The organism is Sporofaciens sp. JLR.KK001 (assembly GCF_036941055.1).
In the GTDB taxonomy this organism is placed as follows: Bacteria; Bacillota; Clostridia; order Lachnospirales; family Lachnospiraceae; genus Sporofaciens.
Window position 1 is genome coordinate 3,826,356 of sequence record NZ_JAYMNO010000001.1, and the last position, 23,694, is coordinate 3,850,049.

At 40.0% G+C, this 23,694-nt stretch carries 22 protein-coding genes and 1 pseudogene; 3 read left to right on the plus strand and 20 right to left on the minus strand.

Features of this window, described 5'->3' with window-relative positions:
- Positions 1–47: 47 nt before the first annotated feature.
- The 3 genes from VSQ62_RS19415 to VSQ62_RS19425 form a co-directional block, all read right to left on the minus strand.
- Positions 48–326 (minus strand): YciI family protein, encoded by a 279-nt coding sequence (locus VSQ62_RS19415; protein WP_334636429.1) that lies wholly within the window; start codon positions 324–326, stop codon positions 48–50.
- Positions 298–1,218 (minus strand): helix-turn-helix transcriptional regulator, encoded by a 921-nt coding sequence (locus VSQ62_RS19420; protein ID WP_334636430.1) that lies wholly within the window; start codon positions 1,216–1,218, stop codon positions 298–300. The genes VSQ62_RS19415 and VSQ62_RS19420 overlap by 29 nt, the downstream gene beginning before the upstream one ends.
- 609 nt (positions 1,219–1,827) lie before the next feature.
- Positions 1,828–2,130, minus strand: a complete 303-nt coding sequence (locus VSQ62_RS19425) for a DUF4869 domain-containing protein (protein ID WP_334637717.1) — start codon at positions 2,128–2,130, stop codon at positions 1,828–1,830.
- Positions 2,131–2,411: 281 nt separating this feature from the next.
- Here VSQ62_RS19425 and VSQ62_RS19430 point away from each other — a divergent pair, with 281 nt between their 5' ends.
- On the plus strand, positions 2,412–3,773 hold the full coding sequence (locus tag VSQ62_RS19430; RefSeq protein ID WP_334636431.1) for a restriction endonuclease subunit S: 1,362 nt from the start codon (positions 2,412–2,414) through the stop codon (positions 3,771–3,773).
- A gap of 148 nt (positions 3,774–3,921) precedes the next feature.
- Here the strand turns inward: VSQ62_RS19430 and VSQ62_RS19435 are convergent, their stop codons facing one another.
- Positions 3,922–4,719: a tyrosine-type recombinase/integrase gene (locus VSQ62_RS19435; protein ID WP_334636433.1), complete on the minus strand. Its 798-nt coding sequence runs from the start codon at positions 4,717–4,719 to the stop codon at positions 3,922–3,924.
- 93 nt (positions 4,720–4,812) lie between these two features.
- Here VSQ62_RS19435 and VSQ62_RS19440 point away from each other — a divergent pair, with 93 nt between their 5' ends.
- Together VSQ62_RS19440 and VSQ62_RS19445 are read left to right on the plus strand one after the other, a co-directional pair.
- Positions 4,813–6,333, plus strand: coding sequence for an RNA/DNA-binding domain-containing protein (locus tag VSQ62_RS19440; RefSeq protein WP_502957771.1), 1,521 nt, complete (start codon positions 4,813–4,815; stop codon positions 6,331–6,333).
- 300 nt (positions 6,334–6,633) lie between these two features.
- The gene (locus VSQ62_RS19445; protein ID WP_334636434.1) at positions 6,634–7,014 is read left to right on the plus strand and encodes a restriction endonuclease subunit S; all 381 of its coding nucleotides are present in this window, start codon (positions 6,634–6,636) and stop codon (positions 7,012–7,014) included.
- Here the strand turns inward: VSQ62_RS19445 and VSQ62_RS19450 are convergent.
- The 16 genes and pseudogenes from VSQ62_RS19450 to VSQ62_RS19520 all read right to left on the minus strand — a co-directional run bounded on the left by VSQ62_RS19450 (position 7,007) and on the right by VSQ62_RS19520 (position 23,540).
- On the minus strand, positions 7,007–7,987 hold the full coding sequence (locus VSQ62_RS19450) for a restriction endonuclease subunit S (RefSeq protein WP_334637720.1): 981 nt from the start codon (positions 7,985–7,987) through the stop codon (positions 7,007–7,009). The genes VSQ62_RS19445 and VSQ62_RS19450 overlap by 8 nt on opposite strands.
- A 35-nt stretch (positions 7,988–8,022) precedes the next feature.
- Positions 8,023–9,018, minus strand: a complete 996-nt coding sequence (locus VSQ62_RS19455) for an IS1595 family transposase (RefSeq protein ID WP_004074349.1) — start codon at positions 9,016–9,018, stop codon at positions 8,023–8,025.
- 94 nt (positions 9,019–9,112) lie between these two features.
- Positions 9,113–9,724: a restriction endonuclease subunit S gene (locus VSQ62_RS19460; protein WP_334636435.1), complete on the minus strand. Its 612-nt coding sequence runs from the start codon at positions 9,722–9,724 to the stop codon at positions 9,113–9,115.
- Positions 9,724–11,154 (minus strand): class I SAM-dependent DNA methyltransferase, encoded by a 1,431-nt coding sequence (locus VSQ62_RS19465; protein ID WP_334636436.1) that lies wholly within the window; start codon positions 11,152–11,154, stop codon positions 9,724–9,726. Before VSQ62_RS19465 ends, VSQ62_RS19460 begins: the two co-directional genes overlap by 1 nt.
- A 23-nt stretch (positions 11,155–11,177) precedes the next feature.
- Positions 11,178–11,525: pseudogene (locus tag VSQ62_RS19470) on the minus strand (type I restriction-modification enzyme R subunit C-terminal domain-containing protein); the annotation flags it as partial.
- A gap of 225 nt (positions 11,526–11,750) precedes the next feature.
- On the minus strand, positions 11,751–13,067 hold the full coding sequence (locus VSQ62_RS19475; RefSeq protein WP_334636437.1) for an IS4 family transposase: 1,317 nt from the start codon (positions 13,065–13,067) through the stop codon (positions 11,751–11,753).
- A gap of 206 nt (positions 13,068–13,273) precedes the next feature.
- Positions 13,274–15,361, minus strand: a complete 2,088-nt coding sequence (hsdR, locus tag VSQ62_RS19480) for a type I restriction-modification system endonuclease (protein ID WP_334637722.1) — start codon at positions 15,359–15,361, stop codon at positions 13,274–13,276.
- A gap of 435 nt (positions 15,362–15,796) precedes the next feature.
- Complete coding sequence (locus VSQ62_RS19485; protein WP_334636438.1) at positions 15,797–17,092, minus strand: ATP-binding protein; 1,296 nt, start codon at positions 17,090–17,092, stop codon at positions 15,797–15,799.
- 150 nt (positions 17,093–17,242) lie between these two features.
- Complete coding sequence (locus VSQ62_RS19490) at positions 17,243–17,365, minus strand: hypothetical protein (RefSeq protein WP_334636440.1); 123 nt, start codon at positions 17,363–17,365, stop codon at positions 17,243–17,245.
- 47 nt (positions 17,366–17,412) lie between these two features.
- On the minus strand, positions 17,413–17,625 hold the full coding sequence (locus VSQ62_RS19495) for a hypothetical protein (RefSeq protein ID WP_334636441.1): 213 nt from the start codon (positions 17,623–17,625) through the stop codon (positions 17,413–17,415).
- A 272-nt stretch (positions 17,626–17,897) separates the two neighbouring features.
- Complete coding sequence (locus VSQ62_RS32510; protein ID WP_350339919.1) at positions 17,898–18,155, minus strand: GHKL domain-containing protein; 258 nt, start codon at positions 18,153–18,155, stop codon at positions 17,898–17,900.
- Positions 18,156–18,365: 210 nt separating this feature from the next.
- Positions 18,366–20,057 (minus strand): AAA family ATPase, encoded by a 1,692-nt coding sequence (locus VSQ62_RS19500; RefSeq protein WP_334637723.1) that lies wholly within the window; start codon positions 20,055–20,057, stop codon positions 18,366–18,368.
- A 143-nt stretch (positions 20,058–20,200) separates the two neighbouring features.
- On the minus strand, positions 20,201–20,908 hold the full coding sequence (locus VSQ62_RS19505) for an ABC transporter permease (protein WP_334637724.1): 708 nt from the start codon (positions 20,906–20,908) through the stop codon (positions 20,201–20,203).
- 3 nt (positions 20,909–20,911) lie between these two features.
- Entirely contained in the window at positions 20,912–21,826 is a 915-nt protein-coding gene (locus tag VSQ62_RS19510) for an ABC transporter ATP-binding protein (protein WP_334636442.1), read from the minus strand.
- Positions 21,827–21,906: 80 nt separating this feature from the next.
- Positions 21,907–22,854 (minus strand): sensor histidine kinase, encoded by a 948-nt coding sequence (locus tag VSQ62_RS19515; protein WP_334636443.1) that lies wholly within the window; start codon positions 22,852–22,854, stop codon positions 21,907–21,909.
- Entirely contained in the window at positions 22,851–23,540 is a 690-nt protein-coding gene (locus tag VSQ62_RS19520) for a response regulator transcription factor (RefSeq protein WP_334636445.1), read from the minus strand. The genes VSQ62_RS19515 and VSQ62_RS19520 overlap by 4 nt, the downstream gene beginning before the upstream one ends.
- Positions 23,541–23,694: the final 154 nt, after the last annotated feature.

The window sequence follows — 23,694 nt, forward strand, 5'->3', positions numbered from 1 at the left end:
TATAGTCGTTTTATCACCTGAAAATCAAGTACGCAAGATACAGTCAATTATAGCAAATAATTATTCTCCTTATCTGCCACCTGCAACGCCGCAAGTGTATATGTTGCAAATCCCTCAGCTACAAGCGGTTCCTGCTTACACAGGGCGTCCGCTTCTTCGTAGCTCTGCGTCTTAAAGACCACCATACCTGCAACCCCCGGATAACCTTTGAACGGCCCGCATAATTCTATCTTCCCATCGGCATCCAGACTCTTCAGATTCTCTACATGCCTTGTGATCACCGCTTTCGTAACCTTGTTATATGTCTTTCCCTTCTTTATCATCATTACATTCTTCCGCTCTTTCTCTGAGCATGATCCGCGCTGATTCCGGCTCTACGACCTCGACATACTTCCCAAAAGACAGAAGATAATGAACAGTCCAGTTATTCAATTCATATTGAACGGCAACATAATAATTCCCATCCTCACCTATGTTAACCTGATCTTCTTGAAATTCATCGAATACCCTATGTGCAATTTCAGGAGAAAATTTAAGCTTCAGCACAGGAAGCTTGCATCTTTCTCTGCCTTCAGATACCATGGAATAATCCAAAGGCAATTCACGCTCAAATATCTCTGGCATAATCTGAAGCTTTTTTATTCTGGTGAGACGGAATGTTCTGATCTCTTCTTTAGATCTGCAATACCCAACAATATACCAGGCGTGCGATTTGAAGAGCAGCCGCAGAGGTTCTATGACTCTCTCCGATCTCTTCAATTCCGTGTTAAAATATTGAAACCTGATAACATGCTTATCGAGTATCGCGTATTGCAAGTCGGATATTTTTATTTTTTCTTTTTCATCACTTCCCCAATAAGAAAAATCAATATCAAGCCATTGGGAATCCCGTGCATTTCTGAAAACAGCGCTGATCTTACTCAATGCCATCTCCGCATTCGGATATTTCGCAGCCTGTAATATCTGCAAGCCCTGAAAAACACTCTGCTGTTCTTCTTTGGACAATAGAGACCTGTCAATCGTATACCCTTCTATCAGGGATATCCCTCCTCCGGTTCCCTTTGCCGATAATACCGGAATCCCTGCAATCGTCAGGATGTTGATATCCCGATAGATCGTTCTCGTCGATACATTAAAATAATCAGACAGTTCCCTGGCGGTAACATGTCCATGATTGATTATATAGAAAACCATCTGGACCAAGCGCTCTATCTGCATCTCTTCGCCTCTTGCTATAGACTATAACATATCCAATATGACATATAGCTGTCACATTAACTATAAATTCCTCGCTTCATCCACCAATATTCTTATTTTATCTCTGTTTCCTTTTGTAAGATAATTGGGATTAAGTCTTTTCTTCTCCGCTCTCAATAAAATCTTCCGGGGCATTCAGAATATCCCCCAATCCTTCTGCTTGTACAATCCCTGACTTGATTCCAATGCTGCTAACGGCACGATCTTCTCTTTCATACCAGCTTCCGGATATACCTGATGCATAGAATTATACACCTGTTTGGTATTTTGATAATAACCAGCCCATCTCTCGTAACAAATACAAAATAACACCCCGAACTTAACACTGCCTCTACAAAAACCTTCGAATATAAAAACCTTTCTTGTTCATCCACAAACACAACTGAAGCCATTAACATTTGAAGCCGAAGAATTGCTGCCTCCTCCCCTGACAGAACACCCCATCTCTTATCACGTATAATTTCCGTTCCCAGTCCAGTCCTGCCAGATAAATAATCGCCAATTATCTGAACTAAAGTTGTCTTACCTCTGGCACTGTTCCCTAAACTATTTCCACCTCCTGGAACTCCATTAAAAATCTATATATTCATGAATCACACGACCACTATTTTTAATACATATGTCAAAGGGCTCCTCAAATTCCATCTCATATCCAAGCCTGACTGTAAGATCTTGTCTTTTCCCTATCTCTAAGATCCATTTCGCACAATTATTCCCACAAGCAGATGCATTTACAATGAGATCAGGTTCTTTGTACATGATAATGAGAGCTTTTACACTGCCCGATAGCCTCTCCAGAGCAATGATACCAAGTACGGGACTGTTAATGGCATGGGCTGATTCTACCACTGAACTGTCTACATCCAAGACCATCTCTTTCACCAACTCATCCTCAAACCATTCATCTTCTTAATTATATTTAAAATAAGTATCCGGGCTAAATACATAATTCTCGTTCTCTATATCCTTAGTTCCCCTGTTAAAAATAATATTCAGCATAATCATCAATTCTTTTTGTTTTTTCTATTCTATCATACTTATATTTTTGCAACAACGATAATATCATACATTTGCTACCAATCGAATTTTTTCCGTTTTCGACAAGAATTTGTACCTTGTCTAATTTGCATTATGAGAAGTTCCGGGATGGGACGATGAAATGTATTGAAGATGAGATACCGTTTGAGGTGCCAGAGGGGTGGGCGTGGGCAAGAATGATTTCGATTTCTAATGACTTACCATATGGAACAGCAAGGAAATCAACCGGTTTTGGAAATGTGGCAGTAATTCGTATGGGAAATATTCAGGCAGGTGAAATAGACTATACTGATCTGGTTTATTCTTCAGATGAAGAGAACATTCGAAAATATTGGCTAAATAAGGATGACCTTCTTTTCAACCGAACCAATAGTGCCGAGTTGGTTGGAAAAACAGCAATTTATCGTGGAAATATTCCTGCAATCTATGCGAGTTATCTGATCCGAATACGAAGCTTCATCAATGCAGAATATTTGAATGCAGTAATGAATAGTGGATATGCAAAAGATTATTGTAACTCAATCAGAACAGACGGCGTAAACCAATCAAATATCAATGCCCAAAAATTAGGAAATTTTTTAGTTCCTATTCCCAGTAAGTTTGAACAAGAGAAAATTGCTACAAGAATTACCCAATTACTACCTGCGATATTAACGATTCAAATGAATAAACAAGCTGTCAATGAACTGGTTAACAAAACTAAATCTAAAATTCTCGATCTTGCTATCCGCGGACAACTTGTGCCACAAAATCCTGATGATGAACCGGCTTCCATTCTTTTGGAACGTATCCGATCAGAAAAAGAAAAACTTATCAAACAAGGTAAAATTAAGCGTGATAAGAAAGAATCTATTATCTTTAGAGATGATGATAACTCTTATTATCGAGATGACAAAAATGCGACAATAGATATCAGTGATGAACTTCCTTTTACCATTCCTAATTCTTGGTGTTGGGGAATACTTAAAGATATTGTAATCATTAATCCACGCAATAAATTAGCTGATGATACAGAAGTTTCTTTCATTCCAATGCCATTAATTGAAGATGGGTATAGCGGTAGGCATACTTCAGAAACACGAAAATGGGAAGAAGTTAAAATGGGTTTTACTCATTTTAAGGAAGGAGACATTGGCTTCGCTAAAATCACTCCATGTTTTGAAAACAAAAAATCAACTATTTTCAAAAATCTTTGTAATGGATATGGAGCAGGAACAACAGAACTCCACGTATTACGTCCATATAAGGATACTATTCTACCAGAATATTTATTAGCGTATGTAAAAACTAATCAATTTATAGAAAATGGAAAGCAAACTTTATCGGGTGCTGTAGGTCAACAACGAATTGGAAAAGCATATATTGAAAATACCTATTTCCCTATTCCACCTATAAAGGAACAACATCGTATCATCAAACAGCTTGAAGATTTATTCAGTTACTTAAATACAATGGCAGATGCTTTATTGTCTGTATAATGGAGCTGTAGTTCACTTAACTGCAAGATCTTTTCTTCCCTGAGTTTTTAATTTTATACAATAAAATATCATAATAAATACAATTGAAATAAGCGGCATAGTCTCTGTTTCGGAAACTATGCCACTCAATAAAACAATATTAATTTTTCTACCAAGTAACAATCTCGTCAATCAAAGCTTGCTGCTCTGTAGCTGTCCTTCTAAGATAGATTCTTGTGGTTTCAATACTTTCATGTCCCATCAAATCTGCTAATAAAGCGATATCATTATATTTTTCCAAAAAATTCTTTGCATACAGATGTCTGAATGAATGTGGATATATAACTTTTTTGTCCAACCCATATTTATCCGCATAATTCTTCAACTGCTGGGAGATTCCCCGAGTTGTAATTCTCTCTCCGAATTTATTTAGGAACAAATATCCAGATGTTCGTTCTTCGTTTTCCAACCATTTACACGTTTCTTCGCGTAGTTTTTTAGGAATATATAATCTTCGTAACTTACCGCCTTTGCTATAAAGATCAAAATATCCTATATTTACATGTTCCACTTTTATTTTGATTAATTCACTTACCCTGGCGCCAGTAGCTCCCAGATACCATACAACAAAGTACCATTGCATATTTTCGTCTTTCTTTAATTGCTTTTTAAGAAAATTATAATCGGCATTACTAACTACATTTTCTAAAAAGCTCTTTTGTTGAATTTTGACAGATGATAATCTTAAATTCTTTAACCCTTGAAAATCTAAATATTTATTCATTGCCTGGATTCTTAAATTTACCGTTTTAGGCTTAAAATATTCTAATAAATACCCCTTATATGCCAGAAGGTTCTCTTTTGTCAATGAATCATAATTTTGAGTATAATATTCTACTGTCCATAAATAAGCTGAAATAGTCCGATTGGACAAGTTTTCTTTTTTTAAATATTCTGCAAATGTCATCTTTTACCTCCAAAAATATGCGAAATTCCTTGTCAAAATGTAAGTTTCCTATTATAATTTTATCATTACATCAACACGGAAGGAGTATGATTTATGATTTTACCATCTGAACTTTTAGCATTGATTGAACAGGGCGAGACACATACTGTGGAATTTAAAAAGTCGACTGCGGATATTACCAAAGATACTTATGAGACTGTTTGTTCATTTTCTAACCGTGATGGTGGACATATCTTTCTTGGAGTAAAAGATAATGGAACAATTATCGGAATACAACCAGATTGTGTTGATCAAATGAAAAAAGATTTTGTAACTACTATCAACAATGGGAATAAAATGTATCCGCCCCTATATCTTATACCTATAGAGTACGAATGGGAGGCTAAGACTATTCTTTATATCCGCGTTCCGGTAAGCTCAAATGTATGTCGTTGCAGTGGACGCATTTATGACAGGAATCACGAAGCTGATATTGATATTACTAACAATGAAGGCTTAGTCTATCAACTTTATGCCAGAAAGCAGGATACTTATTACGTCAATAAAGTATTTCCTGTGTTTTCAGTCATGGATCTTCGTCATGATTTGATAGAACGTGCGCGTGAAATGACAAAAGTACGGATAGACATGCATCCTTGGCTCAATATGACTGACGAAGAAATGTTACGAAGTGCCGGACTAATCCTTACAGATATTACAAGTGGTAAGGAAGGTATTACATTAGCTTCTATTCTCTTGTTTGGTACTGATAATATGATATTATCAGTTTTATCACATCACAAAACTGATGCAATATTCCGTGTATATAATACAGACCGTTATGATGATCGTGATGTTATTATCACGAATTTGTTAGATAGCTATGATCGTTTGATGGGTTTTGGGAAACGTCATTTAAATGACTTATTTGCTATGGATGGAATCATAAGTGTGAGTGCAAGAGATAAGATTCTGCGTGAAATTATTTCAAATTTATTAGCTCACAGAGACTTTTCGAATGCTTATGTAGCCAAATTGGTTATAGAAAAAGAGCGTATTTTCACGGAAAACAGCAATCGCTCACATGGATATGGAAATTTGGATCTCGCTACCTTTGAACCATTTCCGAAAAATCCTTCTATTTCAAAAGTTTTCCGAGAAATAGGGCTTGCTGATGAACTTGGTTCTGGAATGAGAAACACCTATAAGTATACCCAACTATATTCGAATGCTGAACCAGAATTCAAAGAAGGGGATATTTTCCGCATTATTGTACCATTAAGTGAAGCGGCGACCTCTACTGTTGGACCAATAGAAAATTCGAATATACAAGCTAGTACGGAAGTCACTACGCAAGTTAGTACGGAAGTCACTACGCAAGTTAGTACGGAAGTCACTACGCAAGTTAATCCAGAAATCACTGCACAGATCAAATTATCCTCCGAAAAATTGGCAGAATTACTGGTATATTGTTCCACTCCAAAGAGTCGAAAGGAACTACAAACATTTTGTGGAATAAAAACCGCAGAATACTTTAGAAAAAATATTATAAATCCAATGATTAAAAATAAAATGATTAGACCTACTATTCCTGATAAGCCCAATAGTAGAAACCAGAAATATGTTAAAATATAGTCATTTCATTTTCTACTCAAAAGTTTTTTGAAAAAAGTTATTTTGACAGCCTTAAATATTCATATCTCTTATTATGAGAAGACAAGTGATAGTATTTTTTGTATAAATAAGGAGATACCATTTGAAATACCTAACACATGGGAATGGATGCGGCTTGAAAACTGTTGTATTAAAGAAATCCGTAGAGGGAAATCGCCTAAGTATGCTAATCATAGTTATACACTCGTTTTTGCTCAAAAGTGTAATACAAAACAGAGTGGTATTGATACAAGTCTAGCATTGTACCTCGATGAAAGCACTTTGAGCAAATATTCAGATGATGAATATTTGCAGGATGGCGATGTCGTAATTAATTCAACCGGCATAGGAACCCTTGGCCGTGTTGGATTTTACCGCTCGACAGATAACTGTAAAAATCTTCCAATAGTTCCCGATTCCCATGTTACAGTTATCCGAACTTACCTTGGCATTAAAAAATTTTACATGTACGTGTTCATGAAAGCAAATCAAGGTGAATTTGAGAAAAAGGGTGAGGGATCCACAAATCAAAAAGAGCTAAAATCTATCACACTAAGAGAAATGCTTATCCCAATACCGCCCTACCCCGAACAAAGACGAATTGTCGTAACAGTAACCGAAATATTCGCAATTATATCAGTAATAGAAAAGAGCCTTATTTGAGGCTCTTTTCTATTGGAAGTATAGCATCAAAAATTGTTTCTATGTATTGTGCAATAGCTGCTTGTTCCTGAAGTGGCGGAATGGGTACAATAAGAGATTTAACACTTTCAGATTTTAAATTTTTAACAGTTGATCCTACAGCAAGTGAATTTAGAGTATTGAACATAGTAGTTGAGCTCAGCAAATAGTAGAGAAACTCTTGCTGAAAAACACTTTCCGTATCACCAATGACAAGCCAACCGTCATGTATACAACCATTTGTTTGTAGAATATAAGGACGACCGAAGCTCATTGAATTTGTAAGAAGAAAATCTCCACATTTTACAAGTCTTGTTTTACTAAGGCCTTCCCGGCGTATTTTCTCTTTCGTTGAGAATATATATTTGCCACCCTGTTTTGTATCGCTGATTTTTATCCAATTCAAGCCATTCTCATCATCTGTCAAATAGTCTTCTATCGGTCTTGGAGAACCACCCCTAGCCACGGAACAAATATTACCAAGTCGTTCATATGCCCAACCGACAGGCAATTTAAAAGGAAGTTCACTGTCAATACAATGCACTTCATTTTTTATCTTCTCATAATAAGAGTTATCATCACCTCGGAAGATAATGGATTCCTTCTTATCACGCTTGATTTTGCCTTGCTTAATAAGTTCTTCTTTCTCGACTCTTATGCGTTCAAGGAGAACAGAAGTTGGCTCGTCATTTAGGTTCTGAGGAACAAGTTTACCTCTGATTGCAAGGTCGAGGATTTTTGATTTGGTCTGTTTGATGAGGTCTTGCAAGGTGGTTTTGTTAGATTCGATAGTATCAACGAAAGATAAAAGTTCGTTGAGTTTTTCTACTATGCGGTATTGTTCGGATAATGAAGGTAAAGGCATGGGGATTGAATGAAGTTGATTAGAAGATAATCCTTGAATACCGATACCTTTTCCATTAATCATTCCACATAGCTTATAATAATAAAAAATAGGTGTTAGTCAATAAATATGTTGGTCTAATCTCATTACAGTATTACCAGACGATAATTGCGTACATCATAGACACCATGCCAATAGCAACTGTTTCCAATATTGCACAATGAAAGAAACAGAGAAGTTGCTAAACCTCCTGCACACCGGAAAGCTATCGAAAATAGTGCATTGTAACGATTGAGATATTTTGTTGCCACTCCGCGGTAATGGTTGTATGTTTCCTTAATATAGGAATGCATGCTGTTCACTGTATTCAGATTAAACAGCTTCTTATTTTCTTCATGGTTTACATCCATAACCGTACAACCCGTCGCTGCCCCCAGACTGTTATAGCTTCGAAGTCCATCTGTAAGTATTAGAGTCTCCTCGCAGATATGTGTGCCAAATATTTCATACAATTCCTTGCCAGATGGCTTTGCGCGGTTTACGGTCTCTGCTATTGCCTTGCCATCACGCTGGATACCTGTGCAGATTGCGATATATTCATTTGAAATTCCTCGTTTTGCTGCTGTAGCTCCATGCTTACGGGCAGTACGGTTCGCTTCCGTTGGAACGGTCTTTCCTTTATAGCAGTCAAGGACAAATGTTTCATCCAGTTCAGCGATACCAGAAAGAAGAACAGGCTCTTTTTCAAGCATGTCCTGAAGTGCCATAAGAACTTTATGCCTCATATTAAATGCTGTTTGATGAGAAAATCCGAACTTTTCAGCAGAGAAGTCCAGAGATGCACCAACCAGTGTGTCATGAATGAAATCGGCCCAAATGGATCGGCTAAAATGCGAATTGGCCGTCAGTGTACCGGTTGAGTATAGGTAGGTCTTTCCGCATTCATGACAATAGAAACGCTGTTTCCCATTTGCATGACCATACTTGATAACTTTTGAACTCTGACAGTACGGGCATTGGGGTCTGTCAGCTAGGCTTTGATTAACGGAAACGATCCCCATTACAAAGTTAATGATGCGTTCCAAGTCCGAGTTACATAGGTTTTTAATGCAATCAAACAGCGTATTGATTTTATCTTTCATATGATTATCACCTCAAAATTCATTAGATAATCATATGATACTACTTTGGGTGTCCCAAAATCTGGACACTCAGCAAGACCAACATATTTTTTGACTAACACCAAAAAATATGATAATATAATTCTACACTGATATTAGTGAATGGTCTCAATTTGTGAATATGATTTTGAATTCTAATATCATAATCATAGTTCCAAATTGCTGCTCGACCTATATCACCACCTTCACATACCAATAAATCACCTTTATTAACAGTACATTTTTCAATTTCTGTGTCGGAGAAATACATTCCTTTAATTGAATCTAACTCAAAATGATTCCAATAAAGATTTGATGTTGTGATGTATGATAATAAAGTGCCAGTAGAATTGTTTTTATTTAGAGCTTTACCTGTATTATGATTAAACAAAACTCCTAACCTACACCACTCCCACCCCTCCGGCACCTCAAACGGTATCTCATCTTCAATACATTTCATCGTCCCATCCCGGAACTTCTCATAATGCAAATTATCTTCTCCCCGAAAGATAATCGTATCATTCTTCACATCCTTCGGCTTTAACTTCCCTTCTTTCAACATCTGCTGTTTTTCTTCCCTGATTCTCTCCAACAAGACAGAAGCCGGTTCATCATTCGGATCTTGAGGTACCAATTTCCCGCGAATAGCAAGATCCAATATCTTCTGCCGCAATGCTTTTGTATCCATTATTCATCTACCTCACCAATTAATTTTTCTAACTCGGCAACTGCATTCGCTATATTAGCTGATTTTTCCTTAATTTGTTCCAGTAATTCAGCCAATGTAAAATCTTCTCCCTCTGCATCGCTCTTAATCCACGTAATATCCAGGCTTGTCTTATCGCGGGCAAGGATCTCCTCATATGTGAATCTACGCCATCTGCCGTTAGGATTTTCTTCACTGTAAGTCTCTTTACGCGCTGATAGATCTGCGCCCTTATAACACTCCACAAATTCATCAAAATGGCTGATTTTCAATGGATTTGTTTTTCCAAAGGAAGGCATCTCTGAACGAAGATCATAGATCCACACTTCCCTTGTATTCCCCTGATCTGTTTCTCCACGAGTAAAAAACAATACATTTGTCTTCACACCCTGTGCGTAAAATATCCCCGTAGGCAGTCGCAGAATTGTATGAAGATTACATTTTTCCATGAGGTCACGGCGGATTCTCTCCCCGTCTCCATCTGCAAAAAGAACATTATCCGGCAATACCACTGCCGCCCTGGATTTCCCATTTCTCTTTAAACTTCGGTAGATATGCTGTAAAAAATTCAACTGCTTATTACTTGTCTGATATGTAAAATCACTACGCGTTGCTCGTTCTCCGCCTTTTTTTGTACCAAACGGCGGATTAGTAAGAACCACATCAAAATCTTTCATTACCGTTCCTTGGTTTGACAGGGTATCGCACAAATGAATTTTCCCTTCAATATCGTGCAACATTGCATTCATAAGCGCCAGTCTATGCGTTTCATGAACCAGTTCACCGCCAGTAAATGCTTCATATTTCTGAAATCTCGCCGTCTCTTCATCCAAAGAAAACAACTCATCGGTATTCTTTTTAATATAGTTATCTGCCGCAATCATGAAACCAAATGTTCCACAGGCCGGATCATTACATCGTTCTCCTGGCTGCGGTGCAATCAACTTTGTCATAACATCAATCAAAACACGCGGAGTAAAATACTGGCCTGCTCCAGATTTCTTTTCGCTGGCGTTCTTCTCCAAAAGCCCTTCATAGAGATTGCCAAGCCCTTCTTCTTTTGCGCTATACCAGTCGAGACTGTCAATATTTGTTATTATTTTCTTCAAATTAGCTGGTTCTTCAATATTACTTTTAGCCCCGCTGTATATTTCCTGAATACGCCCTGTACAGTTATCCCCTAATTCGCGCAGGAGTTCTTCATAGAACCTCTTTAGTTCCATTCCTTCTTTTTTCTTTAATTCATCCCAACGATATTTTTCAGGAATATTCTTCTCTGATTCCGTCTCCTTTGCCATTTTCAAGAATAAAATATACGTAAGCTCTGTTACATATTGATGATAGGTAATCCCATCATCCCTGAGTACATTACACATATTCCAAAGTTTAGCTACAATTTCATTGTTTGTCATTGTATCTCAAATCCTCCCTATTATCATGCTGTATACATATAGGTGTTAATTTCATCAATAATGCTGTCTAACTTGTTCCCAAATGCCTTATTGACAGCATTATATCCACCTTTATTCCTGAATGCCTCCGCATCGAATGATTCTCTGCTAAGCACCGTTTCTTTCTTTAGATATGACTCTATTCTTTCAAGCCAGTTCAATTGCAGCTTACCCAGTTCAGGGTGAGACTCTTTTAATCTCTCAATCGCACCATGTATTCTGTCATCTTTACTAATTAGAACATCTCCTGCACTTCTCTGTCTGATAAAGCTGATAATGTCAGCCGCAATATCTTCATTTGTCATCTCTTTCCAGGCAGTTTGAAGCATTGTTTCTCTAAAATTATTATTTCCTAATCAATGTTAACAACTTAGTAGTGGCATGATATCACAATAGGATTAAGCTATTAAACCAATAATAGCAGATGATAGAAATGATTAAAATACACTGAAAAAAGGGCAGACTTTCCCCTTGGTTGCTATCAGCTGTTTTTTTAGATATGGCGTTTGTATTGTAGAATATAAAGAAACTGGCACCACCACCTTTCTTAAATGGTATTAGTGTGTAGTCTTGTTATTGTAATGATGTTTGACTTTTCTTGGAGTTGTACGTAGATTTGATTCCCCGCTGCCCTTTTTGTCACGCACCCGGTGAGATACGGCAAAATCAAATATACAGCGGATGATGCCATACTTTTCTGTGTCTGTATCAGTATCCATATATTCTCCTATATGACGGCTCAGGTATCCGACAAGCTCATTCATGTTTGTCATATATTTGTTCTGATTCCCTTTCTGGTTTATGGTGCTGTCAACAATGCCGTCCGTCTCCCGCTTTATGGCAAGAGCCAGGTTTGCAAGCAATACCGATATCCAGAATTCCTGGAGAACGGAGTTCTCGGAATAGCCCCGGAAATTAGTGAGCCCGATCTTTTCTTTGACAAGCTTATAATTCTCCTCCACCGGCCATCTAAGGAAGTAACACTGGCGGAACAGTTCTTTGGCAAGGTCAAAATCATTTGTGATCAGCGTTTCCACCGTCCCACTTGGGAGGTAAAATTTAAGGATGCGTACTTTCCTGCCATCAAGGAAAAAGATATAGTCACTGATTCCATTTCGATCCGCCGGTACAGGGAGTGCATCAATATCCGTGTTAAATTTAGTCCTTAACCGGAAGAGATATCCGGCATGTAAGGTGTCTTCGATAAAAGAAAATAAATTTTTTGAAGCATATCCCCTATCGAAGACAAATATGGTGTATAATAGATTCGTCCGTGCTTTGCTTTTTATATTTTGCATATGCCTTATGGCAAGGGTACGTTCACCGACGCTCATGGGTTCGAGCTGTGCATCAAGGATGCGGTGATTCAGTACATCAAAAGCAACACTGGCAATGGCAGTGGGAGAGTTTTGGCCTCTCCCTATGCTGCCGTATTTATCAAGAAGAGTCTTACGGTTAGGAAGAGGTATTTTAGAGCCGTCAACAGCAATGATCTGCCGTCCCCATACACCCATGAAACGTGAATGGAAATCCAGGGAATCCCTGCTGCAAAGGAAGTCAAGTACACGTTCGAAGCATTCTTTGAAAATAGAGTGATCAATGCCGGAACGGGCCTTGCTGAAAGCCTGTTGGGAACATTTCACAGTATCAGAGATTGGAATTCCTGATATATGCCGCAATTCGGTAAAGAATTCATCCAGTGATGAAGAAATAGTTTTCTTGGAATTTCTTAATAACAGTTTGATCAATGTCCAATAGGGAAGTTTCCCGCAATTGCGTGTAAAAGCCCCTTTTCTGTTTCTGGCCCGTTCAAGGACATGTGGATCAAGTAATGTGTTACAGATAATATCGACTAAGATTTGAATTAAATTCATACGATGCAGCCCCCTTAAAAAAGTAATATAAACAAGGGCTGCGCCGCATTTTTTGGAGCTTATGTCAATAGTAAATATGCTGGTTTTTATGGGCGAATTTTGTGCAATATTTTAATCGTATTAGTGGTTATAAATAAAGAAAGGCACAGGGAATCCCGTGCCAATTAAAAGAAACACTATATGTTGTAGTTGCTTGAGTTAGGTTGTTAACATTGATTTCCTAATATCTGTTTCAATTCTTTTAAGGACTGGCGCGTCAGATCTTTCGGTCTCGTAGCCACAATATTCAGCGCTGCAATTTCATTCAAATGCGTATCTATAAAATCTCGAAATTCCTTCAGATAATCCTCAGGCTTCACAGAATTTCCATATCCCCGCTCATGACTGATAATTTTATCCTCTGCATCACTGATATATTTCATTCTTCCTTTGGACACGCCATGTACATATGAAAAGGCCTCTTTACATCTTTTAACTGTCTCCACCGCCTGATCGACCGGCATCTTACGAAGATTTTCAACAAATACTTCCGGTGATTGTCCGTCTGCCAACATTTGAAAATGTTCCCTAAATTCGTCTGTCATTTTATTCTTATTCCTAAGAATTTTAACAACAATCCTATCAATCTGTCTCTTACGTTTCTTATCACTTTCCAAACTGTCTATACCATTAATCAGATCCTCAAACGTTGTTTTAGGATCTGCTACAATCGGCTTCATAGAAGACAATGGCTCTATCGCATTATATATACCCACCGCATCGTAAATCTCAAAATGTGTTTTCTCAATCTCCGGACACAGTCTCGTTGCCCTTCCCAACATCTGTTCAAACAAAATCCGGGAACGGATTCTACGCATGAACACCAGATTTACAATTCTTTCCACATCAATCCCTGTCGTGAGCAAATCTACCGTCACAACAATACTTGGAAAATCTTCATTCTTAAACCTACGGATTGCTTCTTTGATCTTTTCAGAATTCCCATTTTCAATAGAACCTGTAATCTTCATTACCGCTTCTTCACTGATTCCCTGTTCTGTATAATAATCTTTTAAAATCCTGGCAATCATATCAGCATGTGCGTCATCAACCGCAAAAATAAGTGTTTTCCCCTTCTCATTCGGATCAATATCTTTCGCTATTTCCTGAAGCACAGTTTCATTAAAACTTTTATTCACAACACGCCTGTTAAAATCTTCTATTTCAAACTTCAAATCATCTTCTAATTCTCCACTTTCGATTACTGTATCCGGATCCGTTTCAGGATCGTACATAAACGCCGTACTTCCAGCCTCAAAAATAATCCCTTCTTCACTCAATTGTGTCCTGATAAAATGCGGTGCGTCATGATCTACCAAATAACCTTCTATAACAGCAGTCGTATAATCATAAGTATAGACCGGTTTTCCAAAAATCTCCGTCGTATGCAACGCCGGTGTTGCTGTGAGCGCAATCTTTACCGCATCAAAATAATCAATAACTGCTCTGTATTTGCTTCGAAATTCATCTTGATTACGATAAAGAACCTCATCCTCTCCCATGTCCTTATCCAGTATATATCCCCTATGAGCCTCGTCCACGATGATCAAATCATAATCTGAGACTCCCAATCTACTGTCTGAATCATTATACATAATTCTCTTAACCAGACTTTGCACCGTAGCTATATGAACCCTCGTATCTTTCTCAAAATTCTTTTCTTTCAGGTCTTTTATATCATATAGCTTGTCAAGTGACATCAAACCTTCCAAACGAACGTCTTTGAACGTATCCATAGTTTGATTGCCAAGAGTATTCCGATCCACCAGATATAATATCCTCTTAAACCTTTTTGCAGTCAAAAAACGATATATCATCCCCAATACTGTTCGTGTCTTTCCTGTTCCCGTTGCCATTGCCAGAAGTATTCTGTCTTTATGTTCTGCAATTGCTTCTTCTGCTGCTTTAATCGCCTCTATCTGATAATCACGTAATCCCAATCCATTCGGATCCTGTAAGATCTCATATCCGGTTGCTGCGAGCTGCTTATCCGCTTCGGTGATATCCTTTTCCAAATCCTGTTCCAATCCTTCGGGACTTGGCCATCCCGACAATGCTTTTGCTGAATGAAACTGCTCTCTGACATCAAGAAACCATATCCCCGACATTTCTTCATATTGCTTGATATATCCTCTGCCGTTCGTCGCAAAAAGAAAAGGAACTTTGTATTGACCATATGATTTAAGAACATAATTCCTATGTTCTTCCTTAATTCTTCGAGCGTATTCCTTGCACTGCCCATCCAGTACCGCCAGGCATTCTGTGTATTGCTCTGGCTTTTGCCGGACTCATTGTCTCCAGCCTTCCCGTGGGCAGGATCATTGATATCTTCGATATGCCTACTATGTTCTATCTGTTCGGTTCAAAATTTCTGATCATATCGTTCTCCAATCGATTCCATGATTATATCAATGCATGGAAATTATGTCTGCCAGGAACGAAATTATCAGCAAAGGAAATACAAGCATCCCTGCAAGCCGTCAAATACGCCGGTGCGTTATCACTGACCATTGGGGCCCTCTTCGCATTGATCGGATTATTCTCTCTGCTAAACTATCTAAAGACCTTACTTCGATCGGACCCGGCCTTGCGCAGATTACATTATCTTTATTCTATACAGCCGTCATAGAGACCATCTATGTGATCCTGCTGTTCCGGATCAAACGAGGAATTGATTCAAGATCTGTAAGTTAAATACAAAATGCAGCGTAAAGAGGAACTGTCTTTTTTCCGTCCTCAAAACCAAAATTTTTCCCGGAAAGCTTGATGGCATAGTCAGGCCTGTAGGTATCCATATAAACCTTCAGGCTCTTGGCTCTGGTGTTATCTGCTGACTTAACCTCAATAGGTATCAGTTTTCCGCCTCGCTGAATCACAAAGTCTATCTCAGCCCCTCGTTCAGACATCCAGTAATAGGTACTGTACCCGTTTATTACAAGCTGCACATTCACATAATTCTCTGTCATTCCGCCCTTAAAATCATTGATATCCTCCACCATATAGAGAATGTCATTTGCTACCAGATCCTTCTTGGCAAGAAGCAGTCCCATGTCCGACACATAGATCTTGAATGTATCGATATCGCGGTAATTTTCAAGCGGTTTTTTAATTTGTTCCACCTTATAGACCTGGGATGCAATCCCGGACAGACAGAGCCATTCAATAGCATTTTCAAATTCTGAAGCGCGCCCCCCTTTTTTTATCAGCTTATACTGGAAACGGGTATTCTTTTTGGATAGCTGGACGGTAATATTGTCATAGGCAAGACGCGTCTTTTTAATTTCATTCAGGTTATTGTATTTGCTCATGTCATTGAGATAACTCGCAAGAATTGTATCCTGGGCATGGCGGATCAGGATATAATCTTTTGTCTCTGCAAACAGCTTCACACACTCCGGCATACCGCCTACTATCAAATACTGACGGTAGAGCCGCATAGCCGCGTCATGGAGAGCCCCGGGCAGCGGTGTATCTGCAGCAAAGCTTTTTTTGATCTGCTCCACAAGCTCCCGCTCTCCCATGGCAAGCATAAACTCCTCCATATCCATGGGATACAGAGTTTTCATATCCACCTTGCCCACTGGAAAGGAGAACTTCGCCCTGTTTACTGCCACCCCCAGCAGACTGCCCGCCACAATAATATGATAACCCGGAGCATCCTCACAGAAGTATTTCAGAGAAGTCAGAGCTCTCTCACAGAGCTGCACCTCGTCAAATACAATCAGTGTCTTGTCTCTGACAATAGTCTGACCCGCAATATGGGACAAAATCGGGATCAGATAATCAGGGCTGATATTTTCCTCGAAGGTTTCATTTAATCTGGGATTTGTTTCAAAGTTAAAATACGCTACATTTTCATAATGGATGCGTCCGAATTCTAAGATGGAATATGTCTTACCGACCTGTCTTGCCCCCTGCAGAATCAGAGGTTTCCGGTGTCTGCTGTCCTTCCATTCTTCCAGAAAACTCATAACTTTTCTATACATAAACCTGTCCCCCTTAAAGATATTGGTTTTAGTATAGCGGATATTCCCGTAAATATCAATAAATTTTTATCTATTTTTAACGTATATTTACATGAACTTTTTATAAATTTCTACACCTTTCAACACAGAAAAGCTCTGACCACTCACTACTTATCCCCGGATACTCCCCTCCTTCTCATTGAATTCCCAGATATCACCATGCCACCAACGCAATACCTTTCCCCAAAGGACAGATAATTTATCAATGTTTCCAGAACTGTTATTAATTTGCATTACACGACCTCCCTAAATGGAAAGAAACACCATTACAACATCTTTTCCTAATATGTCCCATTCCAAATAGCCTGATAATCTGCCCTGGAATTATACTCTTTCCCCTGTACATAAGAACTCGCGTAACCTGGCGCCTGCTTTGCCACATAACTCGCGAAAGTCGTCTCCCACGGCCACATTAACTCCTGGAATCTGTCTGCTGCTGCATCCTCCAGCGCCAGCCTTGTATTCTCCAACTTCTTATCTATCTTCTTTTCCACTGCATCTCTCAAAACCTTTATTTGATCTTCCGATAACCCCAATCCTGATTTGTATACATATGAAAGCTCTGTCTTTAGATTATCTGGAGTATTGGCAATTCCGACACTTTCTTAAGGTGTTCATAATTCTCTTTAAGTTCTCCTTCCCATTTCACACCTTAAGAAGATGTGGTACTGCCACCTCCATGGCATCGAACTGTTATTAAAAGAAACACCCGACTTTATCGTTGCAACATCTTTATGCGGTGTTCCTCCTTAATATTTCATTTGTTCTATAAGAACAGAAGCTCAATTTGAAAAGCTTTGTCTCTACTTAAATATGCAATCGTACCATCATATTTATTCAAAATTCGTTCCACATTTTTTAATCCGTATCCATGTCTCATTTTATCCTTTTTCACAGATATTGGCCTTCCCTTATACAATAAATGCAATCTGCGAAAAAATATCAGACTACGATTTCCCCTAAATTTATACCATTCCCGACAATACTTGCATATAGAATTATCCAATCTAGCCTTAATACCCATTACAGATTCCCCCTGTACAAACTAATTATCCATCAGAACCCGTCGATTCCATCCACCTTACACTTATAAAAATACCATAAATTAATTTTTTTCATCCTATTGTCCTTAAAAACTCATTTTTGACTGTGAAAAATTCTAAATCCGCACTTTCATTCCGCAAGAATATAATATTTCCCCCATTTACATTATGAAACGCACCTTTATCATCTTTTATTTTTCTGCCAGCATGACCTTACAGCGCTTTTTATAACATGCAATTCCATATTTCAGGATATTCTCTACCCCATCATCTTCAAGGTCATCTTCATACTTTGTATATTCGATCTGTCTTAATGCCGCCTTGCATGCCTCATCCAGATCTCCGTCATGAGCATATTTTACTTCTATGATGATCCCCATATCCCCGGTATCCGGTTCTGCAAGGATATCCGCATATCCCTCTCCCATCTCCCGGTTGGAAGAAATCCCCCACCGGGTTTTCACGCCTAAGATTCCAAGCAGAACACCATGATAGAAGTTCTCTTTCATCTCTGTTCTTGCGGCCGTATCCCGGATACTGATGGTCTTCCTTAAATATTCCGTAAATATCTTTTCTACATTTTCCGCGTCTTTATTCCGCAAAGCGTCACAGAAGCGGTTCAGCATGTCCCCGTCTTCCCGGACATTCTCCTTAAAGAATTCCATGATCTGCGTCTCAAAAATATCCCGGATCGCCAGATTAGGAATCGCCAGTTTCATCCGTCTCCCCTCAGCCTTCCCGCGCTGGGTCAGATACCCGGTGGTAAAAAGAAGGCTCCAGATATTGTCAATGGACTGATAAACTTCCGCATACGTAAGTTCCTGGTGGATTTCCTTTGTAATGACTTCCCCTGCCACCAGACGCTCAATCTCCCGTTTCGTCGTAATATTTGCCGATTCTTGAATGAACCGTTTCACCGCGTCATTGCTGCTGGTATTGAGCCAATAATTTTCCGGCTGCACATGAGGCTCGCTTCTGATCCTGTCACAATGGTTCAGCACATCCCACGGGCAATACACTTCTACATTCCCAAACTGATAACCGTCATACCATCTTTTTACTGCCTCATAATGATCCAATACATCATAATACTCCAGAAGGCCTTTCACTTCCTTGTCAGTAAAACCGAAGTATTCATCAAAACGCTCATCCGCAATCGTCAATACCTTCAGGTTGTTAAGCCCGGTAAAGATACTCTCCTTTGAAATTCTGAGACACCCGGTCAATACCGCTAATTTCAGACTGCTATTCGTCTTCAATACTTCACCAAGCAAGCTTCGGATCAAAGAGATCATCTGGTCGTAGTATCCGTTCGCATGAGCTTTTGCCAGCGGGACATCATATTCGTCTATCAGCACAATCACTTTTGTACCATAATGTTTTTCCAACATCCCCGATAACTTCCTTAAACTGCTGCCAAACATACCTTCATTCATATTTTTATCCAAAAGATCTCTGTACGCTGCTTTATCATGCTCATTCAGCTTTCCACTTTCTAAAAGGAAATAGAACTTTGCCGCCGCTTCAATGATAATCTGGACTGCCATTTGATAAGCGATCTCATAGGATCTTGCGTCAATCCCTTTCAGGGAAACGGAAATAACCGGATATTTCCCCATATACTCCTCACGGAGCGCCGTTTCCTTTGAAATATCCAGCCCGTCAAAAATATGCTTATCCCCATTCAGCGAGAAAAAGTGTTCCAGCATACTCATATTCAGCGTTTTTCCAAATCTTCTGGGGCGGGTAAACAGATTTACCTCTCCCCAGTTGTTAAGAAGTTCCCTGATCAGCCCAGTTTTATCAATATAGTAAAAATTATCGGAACGAAGTTTTTCAAAATTTTCAATTCCTATCGGAAGTTTCTTCTTCCTCATCTCCATCTCTTCACACACTCCTTCCGTCATTTTCAAGCTGTTTTCTGCCTCAGATTCTATTCCTATACATTATAACAACTAAGCAGCAGCTTTTCCATAGAAATCTTCCGATTCCCACAGGTCTGCAGGGGGTCTAGTACAGTATTGCATTAATTCAAATCCTTCGTCTCCGCCTCCCGCACGGACAGGAACGCAAACACCAGAGAGACAACCGTCAATATAACCGGAATCACAGCGTTGTCTCTGAAGGTCAGATCTCCCATATTGGCCTGCGTAAGCAGGATCAGCAGGAAGGATGCGACGATCGTCGCCTTTGACGATTTCATCGCCATGCCGATAAACAGTGCGATAAAGCCCATGGTAACGGTAACAATGGATCTGACAAGAAGCTGAACATAGAACCCCGGTTCTGCCATATTATAATCCAGCGGAAAGGAAGATACCATGAACTGCGATCCAAGCAGCACGCATCCATAGATCAGAAGCTTTGTAGCGACCAGCGCTGTGAAATTAAATATCCATACGGCCAACATCTGGGAAACCAGTATCTTATGCCGTTTGATCGGATACAGGAACATCAGGTTCATAGTCTTGTTATTATAAGAGCTGACGATGAAGCCTGAGAGCATCACGCCGGTGAACACCAGAAATGCCATACTCGTAAATAATTCGATCGAGGACGAGATCATATCATTCCCCGGCGCAGCGTCCGGAATACCGCTGTCTGGACTATCGGCGATACCCAGATAACAGAGGGCAAATAAGAACAGACAGAGAACCGCCGCCAGAATGACAACATTTCTGATATATTTCGCAATACTATTTTTCTTCCATTCAAGTTTAATCAATTTCAGCATCATTTATTTCGCCTCCCCAGTCATTTTCAGGAAATAATCTTCCAATGTCTCTGTTTTTTTACCGATTGCTACAACCTCCACATCGTTCAAGGCGAGCGCCTTCGATAGCTGACCGCTGGAAACGGACCGATCGTATATGCGGAATCTGCCGCTGTCGATGATCTTGAAGTTCGCAATCCCTAACTTCTCCGTCAGCACATAAGCGGCCTTCCTCTCATCTAAGACAGCAAGTTCCATATAGTTCAGGTTGATTTCTTCGATATCTCTCATCCGCACTTCTCTCATCATCCGGCCATGGTCAATGATACCTACCATGTCTGCGATGCTCTCGATCTCCGAGAGTATATGACTTGAGATCATGATCGTAATTCCGTATTCCGAACACAGGGTCTTAAGCAATTCCCGGATCTGCTTCATTCCGGCAGGGTCAAGGCCGTTGGTGGGTTCGTCTAAGATAAGAATCTCTGGCTTGCATATCACAGCCCGCGCAATTCCCAGCCGTTCCTTCATTCCCAGCGAATAGCTTTTCACAGGTTGGTCCGCGGCAGCGTCAAGCCCCAACATCTGCAGGGCATCCTTCACACTGCTCACATTGTAGTAGCCCATATACTCACAATGAAGCGTAAGATTCTCACGCCCTGTCATGTGGTCATAGAAGACCGGGAATTCAATGATGCTGCCCATACGTTTTAAGATCTCATAGGAATGAGGCGTAAGCATCTCGCCAAAGATCTCAATGCTCCCCCTGTCAGGCTTCCATAGATTGGTAATCATCTTCATTACTGTCGTCTTCCCTGCGCCGTTTGGGCCAAGGAATCCGTAGATCTCACCTTTGGAAATATGGATATCAACATCCGACACAAGTTCTTTATTTCTGATTTTCTTTGTAAGTTGGCTGGTTTGTAAAATGTATGGCATATTCTTGCCTCCTTTCTACTTACCATTATAGGGAGACAGATTTTCAAAACTCTTGAATAAATCTTACGATTTTCTTTCGTTTACAACTTAATAGAATATTTTTTCAATATGACGGTAAATACGGTCCTGATATGCGGCTGGCTTTCCAGTGTAATATCCCCGCCCATCTGCATCGCAAGATTCTTGGCGATCGTAAGCCCAAGGCCATTTCCCTGCATCTGGCTGTTGCGCGAGTCTTCCATTGTGAACAGCCGTTCAAACACCGTATCCGCATATTCAGGGCTGATCCCGTGTCCTCTGTCTGTAATATCAATATATACCTTCGTTCTGTCGGTTCTCAGGCTTACCCCCAGATACTTCCCGTCAGCGCCGTATCGGACTGCATTGGAGATCAGGTTGAACATAATCCTCTGCAATGCTTCCCTGTCGGCGCCGGCGTAGATCGTCTGCTCCGGAATGTCAATATCCACCGTAAATTCTCTCTGTGAAAGCAACTCGTAGAAGTCCAGGATATTTTCACGGCAGGCTTCGTTGATATTAACGCGGGACAGTTCCATATTCATATCTCCGGCTTCTAATTTGGCAAGTGTGAAGAATTGGCCGATCAGCTCCATAACCCGCTGCGCCTTCGCTTCCACCTTGAGCAGCATCTCCTGTGCCGGATCTCCGTTCAGCCGGATGATCTCAAGATAACCCAGTATGACTGTCATGGGCGTCTTGATATCATGCGAGACATTGGACAGCATCTTCTTAGAAGCAATCTGGGAGCGTCTGTAATCTGCCTTCGCCTTCCGGCGGCTCTCTAACAGCCTGTTGATCTGCGCCGCCAATCCCTGCAGGACCCGGTCATCGGTGAAAACCATGATTTCTTCATCACTGTTGGTATCTAATATACATTCTAATTTCTTACTGATCTCCTTAAGCTTCGCCTGTATTCCCGTCCGGAAGCAGAACCTCTGGTAGATCACAATCAGAACTAGCAGAACAATACACAGGGACAAAAGGAATATGACCGTATCCGCCCTCATAGCACGTCTCCTAACTTATAGCCGATCCCCCACACCGTAATAACATATCTAGGTTCTCTTGGATTATCCTCGATCTTGTTGCGAAGACGGCTAATATGTACATTGACTGCATTCTCATCCCCCATATAAGCATCGTTCCAGATCAGGGAATAAATCTGCGCTTTGGTATATACTTTCTTCGGGTTCTGAAGCAGGAGCTTTAGTATGTCAAATTCTTTGGCTGTCAGCTCAATACCGGTCCCTGCTTTCCTGACCGTATGTGTGGTCAGATCCATAACCAGGGAACCTGCCGCAAGCTGTTCCGGCTCCTTACGGGTCCCGGCATACTCTGTGCTCCGCCGGATATTCGCCTTGATCCTTGCCAGTACCTCGGTGACAGAGAAGGGCTTTGTAATATAATCATCCGCCCCAAGACCTAATCCCAGAGTCTTATCCGAGTCCGTATCCTTCGCGGATATGATGATGATCGGCACGGTACTGGCCTGACGGATGTATTTCATAACGTCCATTCCGCCGACTTTCGGCAGCATCAGATCCAACAGGACGATATCATAGCTGCCGCTGTCAAATCGAACCCTGGCCGCTTCCCCGTCTCCTGCACATACCACCTCATAATTCTCAACGCTAAGATAATCTCTCAGCATCCTGCTGATCTCTATATCATCCTCAACCAATAAAATTCTCATAGCTGTCTCACCGTTCTTCCTTCCCTTCATTTTCTTTCCAGTTTATTATGGTCTACATAGCCCCTTAAGTCAACACTGCCCGCGGGAAATGCCGGAAAACTGCCGGGAAATGCCCGATATTTTCATATTTTTTCGTCAAAATATGTCTTGCATC

What these genes read in the sequence shown, in the direction of transcription:
- VSQ62_RS19415 (WP_334636429.1), bottom strand. Translation starts at nt 326, where the DNA reads ATGATGATAAAGAAGGGAAAGACATATAACAAGGTTACGAAAGCGGTG.
- VSQ62_RS19420 (WP_334636430.1), bottom strand. Translation starts at nt 1,218, where the DNA reads ATGCAGATAGAGCGCTTGGTCCAGATGGTTTTCTATATAATCAATCAT.
- VSQ62_RS19425 (WP_334637717.1), bottom strand. Translation starts at nt 2,130, where the DNA reads ATGGTCTTGGATGTAGACAGTTCAGTGGTAGAATCAGCCCATGCCATT.
- VSQ62_RS19430 (WP_334636431.1), top strand. Translation starts at nt 2,412, where the DNA reads ATGAAATGTATTGAAGATGAGATACCGTTTGAGGTGCCAGAGGGGTGG.
- VSQ62_RS19435 (WP_334636433.1), bottom strand. Translation starts at nt 4,719, where the DNA reads ATGACATTTGCAGAATATTTAAAAAAAGAAAACTTGTCCAATCGGACT.
- VSQ62_RS19440 (WP_502957771.1), top strand. Translation starts at nt 4,813, where the DNA reads ATGATTTTACCATCTGAACTTTTAGCATTGATTGAACAGGGCGAGACA.
- VSQ62_RS19455 (WP_004074349.1), bottom strand. Translation starts at nt 9,018, where the DNA reads ATGAAAGATAAAATCAATACGCTGTTTGATTGCATTAAAAACCTATGT.
- VSQ62_RS19460 (WP_334636435.1), bottom strand. Translation starts at nt 9,724, where the DNA reads ATGGATACAAAAGCATTGCGGCAGAAGATATTGGATCTTGCTATTCGC.
- VSQ62_RS19465 (WP_334636436.1), bottom strand. Translation starts at nt 11,154, where the DNA reads ATGACAAACAATGAAATTGTAGCTAAACTTTGGAATATGTGTAATGTA.
- VSQ62_RS19475 (WP_334636437.1), bottom strand. Translation starts at nt 13,067, where the DNA reads ATGAATTTAATTCAAATCTTAGTCGATATTATCTGTAACACATTACTT.
- VSQ62_RS19485 (WP_334636438.1), bottom strand. Translation starts at nt 17,092, where the DNA reads ATGTATAGAAAAGTTATGAGTTTTCTGGAAGAATGGAAGGACAGCAGA.
- VSQ62_RS19490 (WP_334636440.1), bottom strand. Translation starts at nt 17,365, where the DNA reads ATGCAAATTAATAACAGTTCTGGAAACATTGATAAATTATCTGTCCTT.
- VSQ62_RS32510 (WP_350339919.1), bottom strand. Translation starts at nt 18,155, where the DNA reads ATGGGTATTAAGGCTAGATTGGATAATTCTATATGCAAGTATTGTCGG.
- VSQ62_RS19500 (WP_334637723.1), bottom strand. Translation starts at nt 20,057, where the DNA reads ATGGAGATGAGGAAGAAGAAACTTCCGATAGGAATTGAAAATTTTGAA.
- VSQ62_RS19505 (WP_334637724.1), bottom strand. Translation starts at nt 20,908, where the DNA reads ATGCTGAAATTGATTAAACTTGAATGGAAGAAAAATAGTATTGCGAAA.
- VSQ62_RS19510 (WP_334636442.1), bottom strand. Translation starts at nt 21,826, where the DNA reads ATGCCATACATTTTACAAACCAGCCAACTTACAAAGAAAATCAGAAAT.
- VSQ62_RS19515 (WP_334636443.1), bottom strand. Translation starts at nt 22,854, where the DNA reads ATGAGGGCGGATACGGTCATATTCCTTTTGTCCCTGTGTATTGTTCTG.
- VSQ62_RS19520 (WP_334636445.1), bottom strand. Translation starts at nt 23,540, where the DNA reads ATGAGAATTTTATTGGTTGAGGATGATATAGAGATCAGCAGGATGCTG.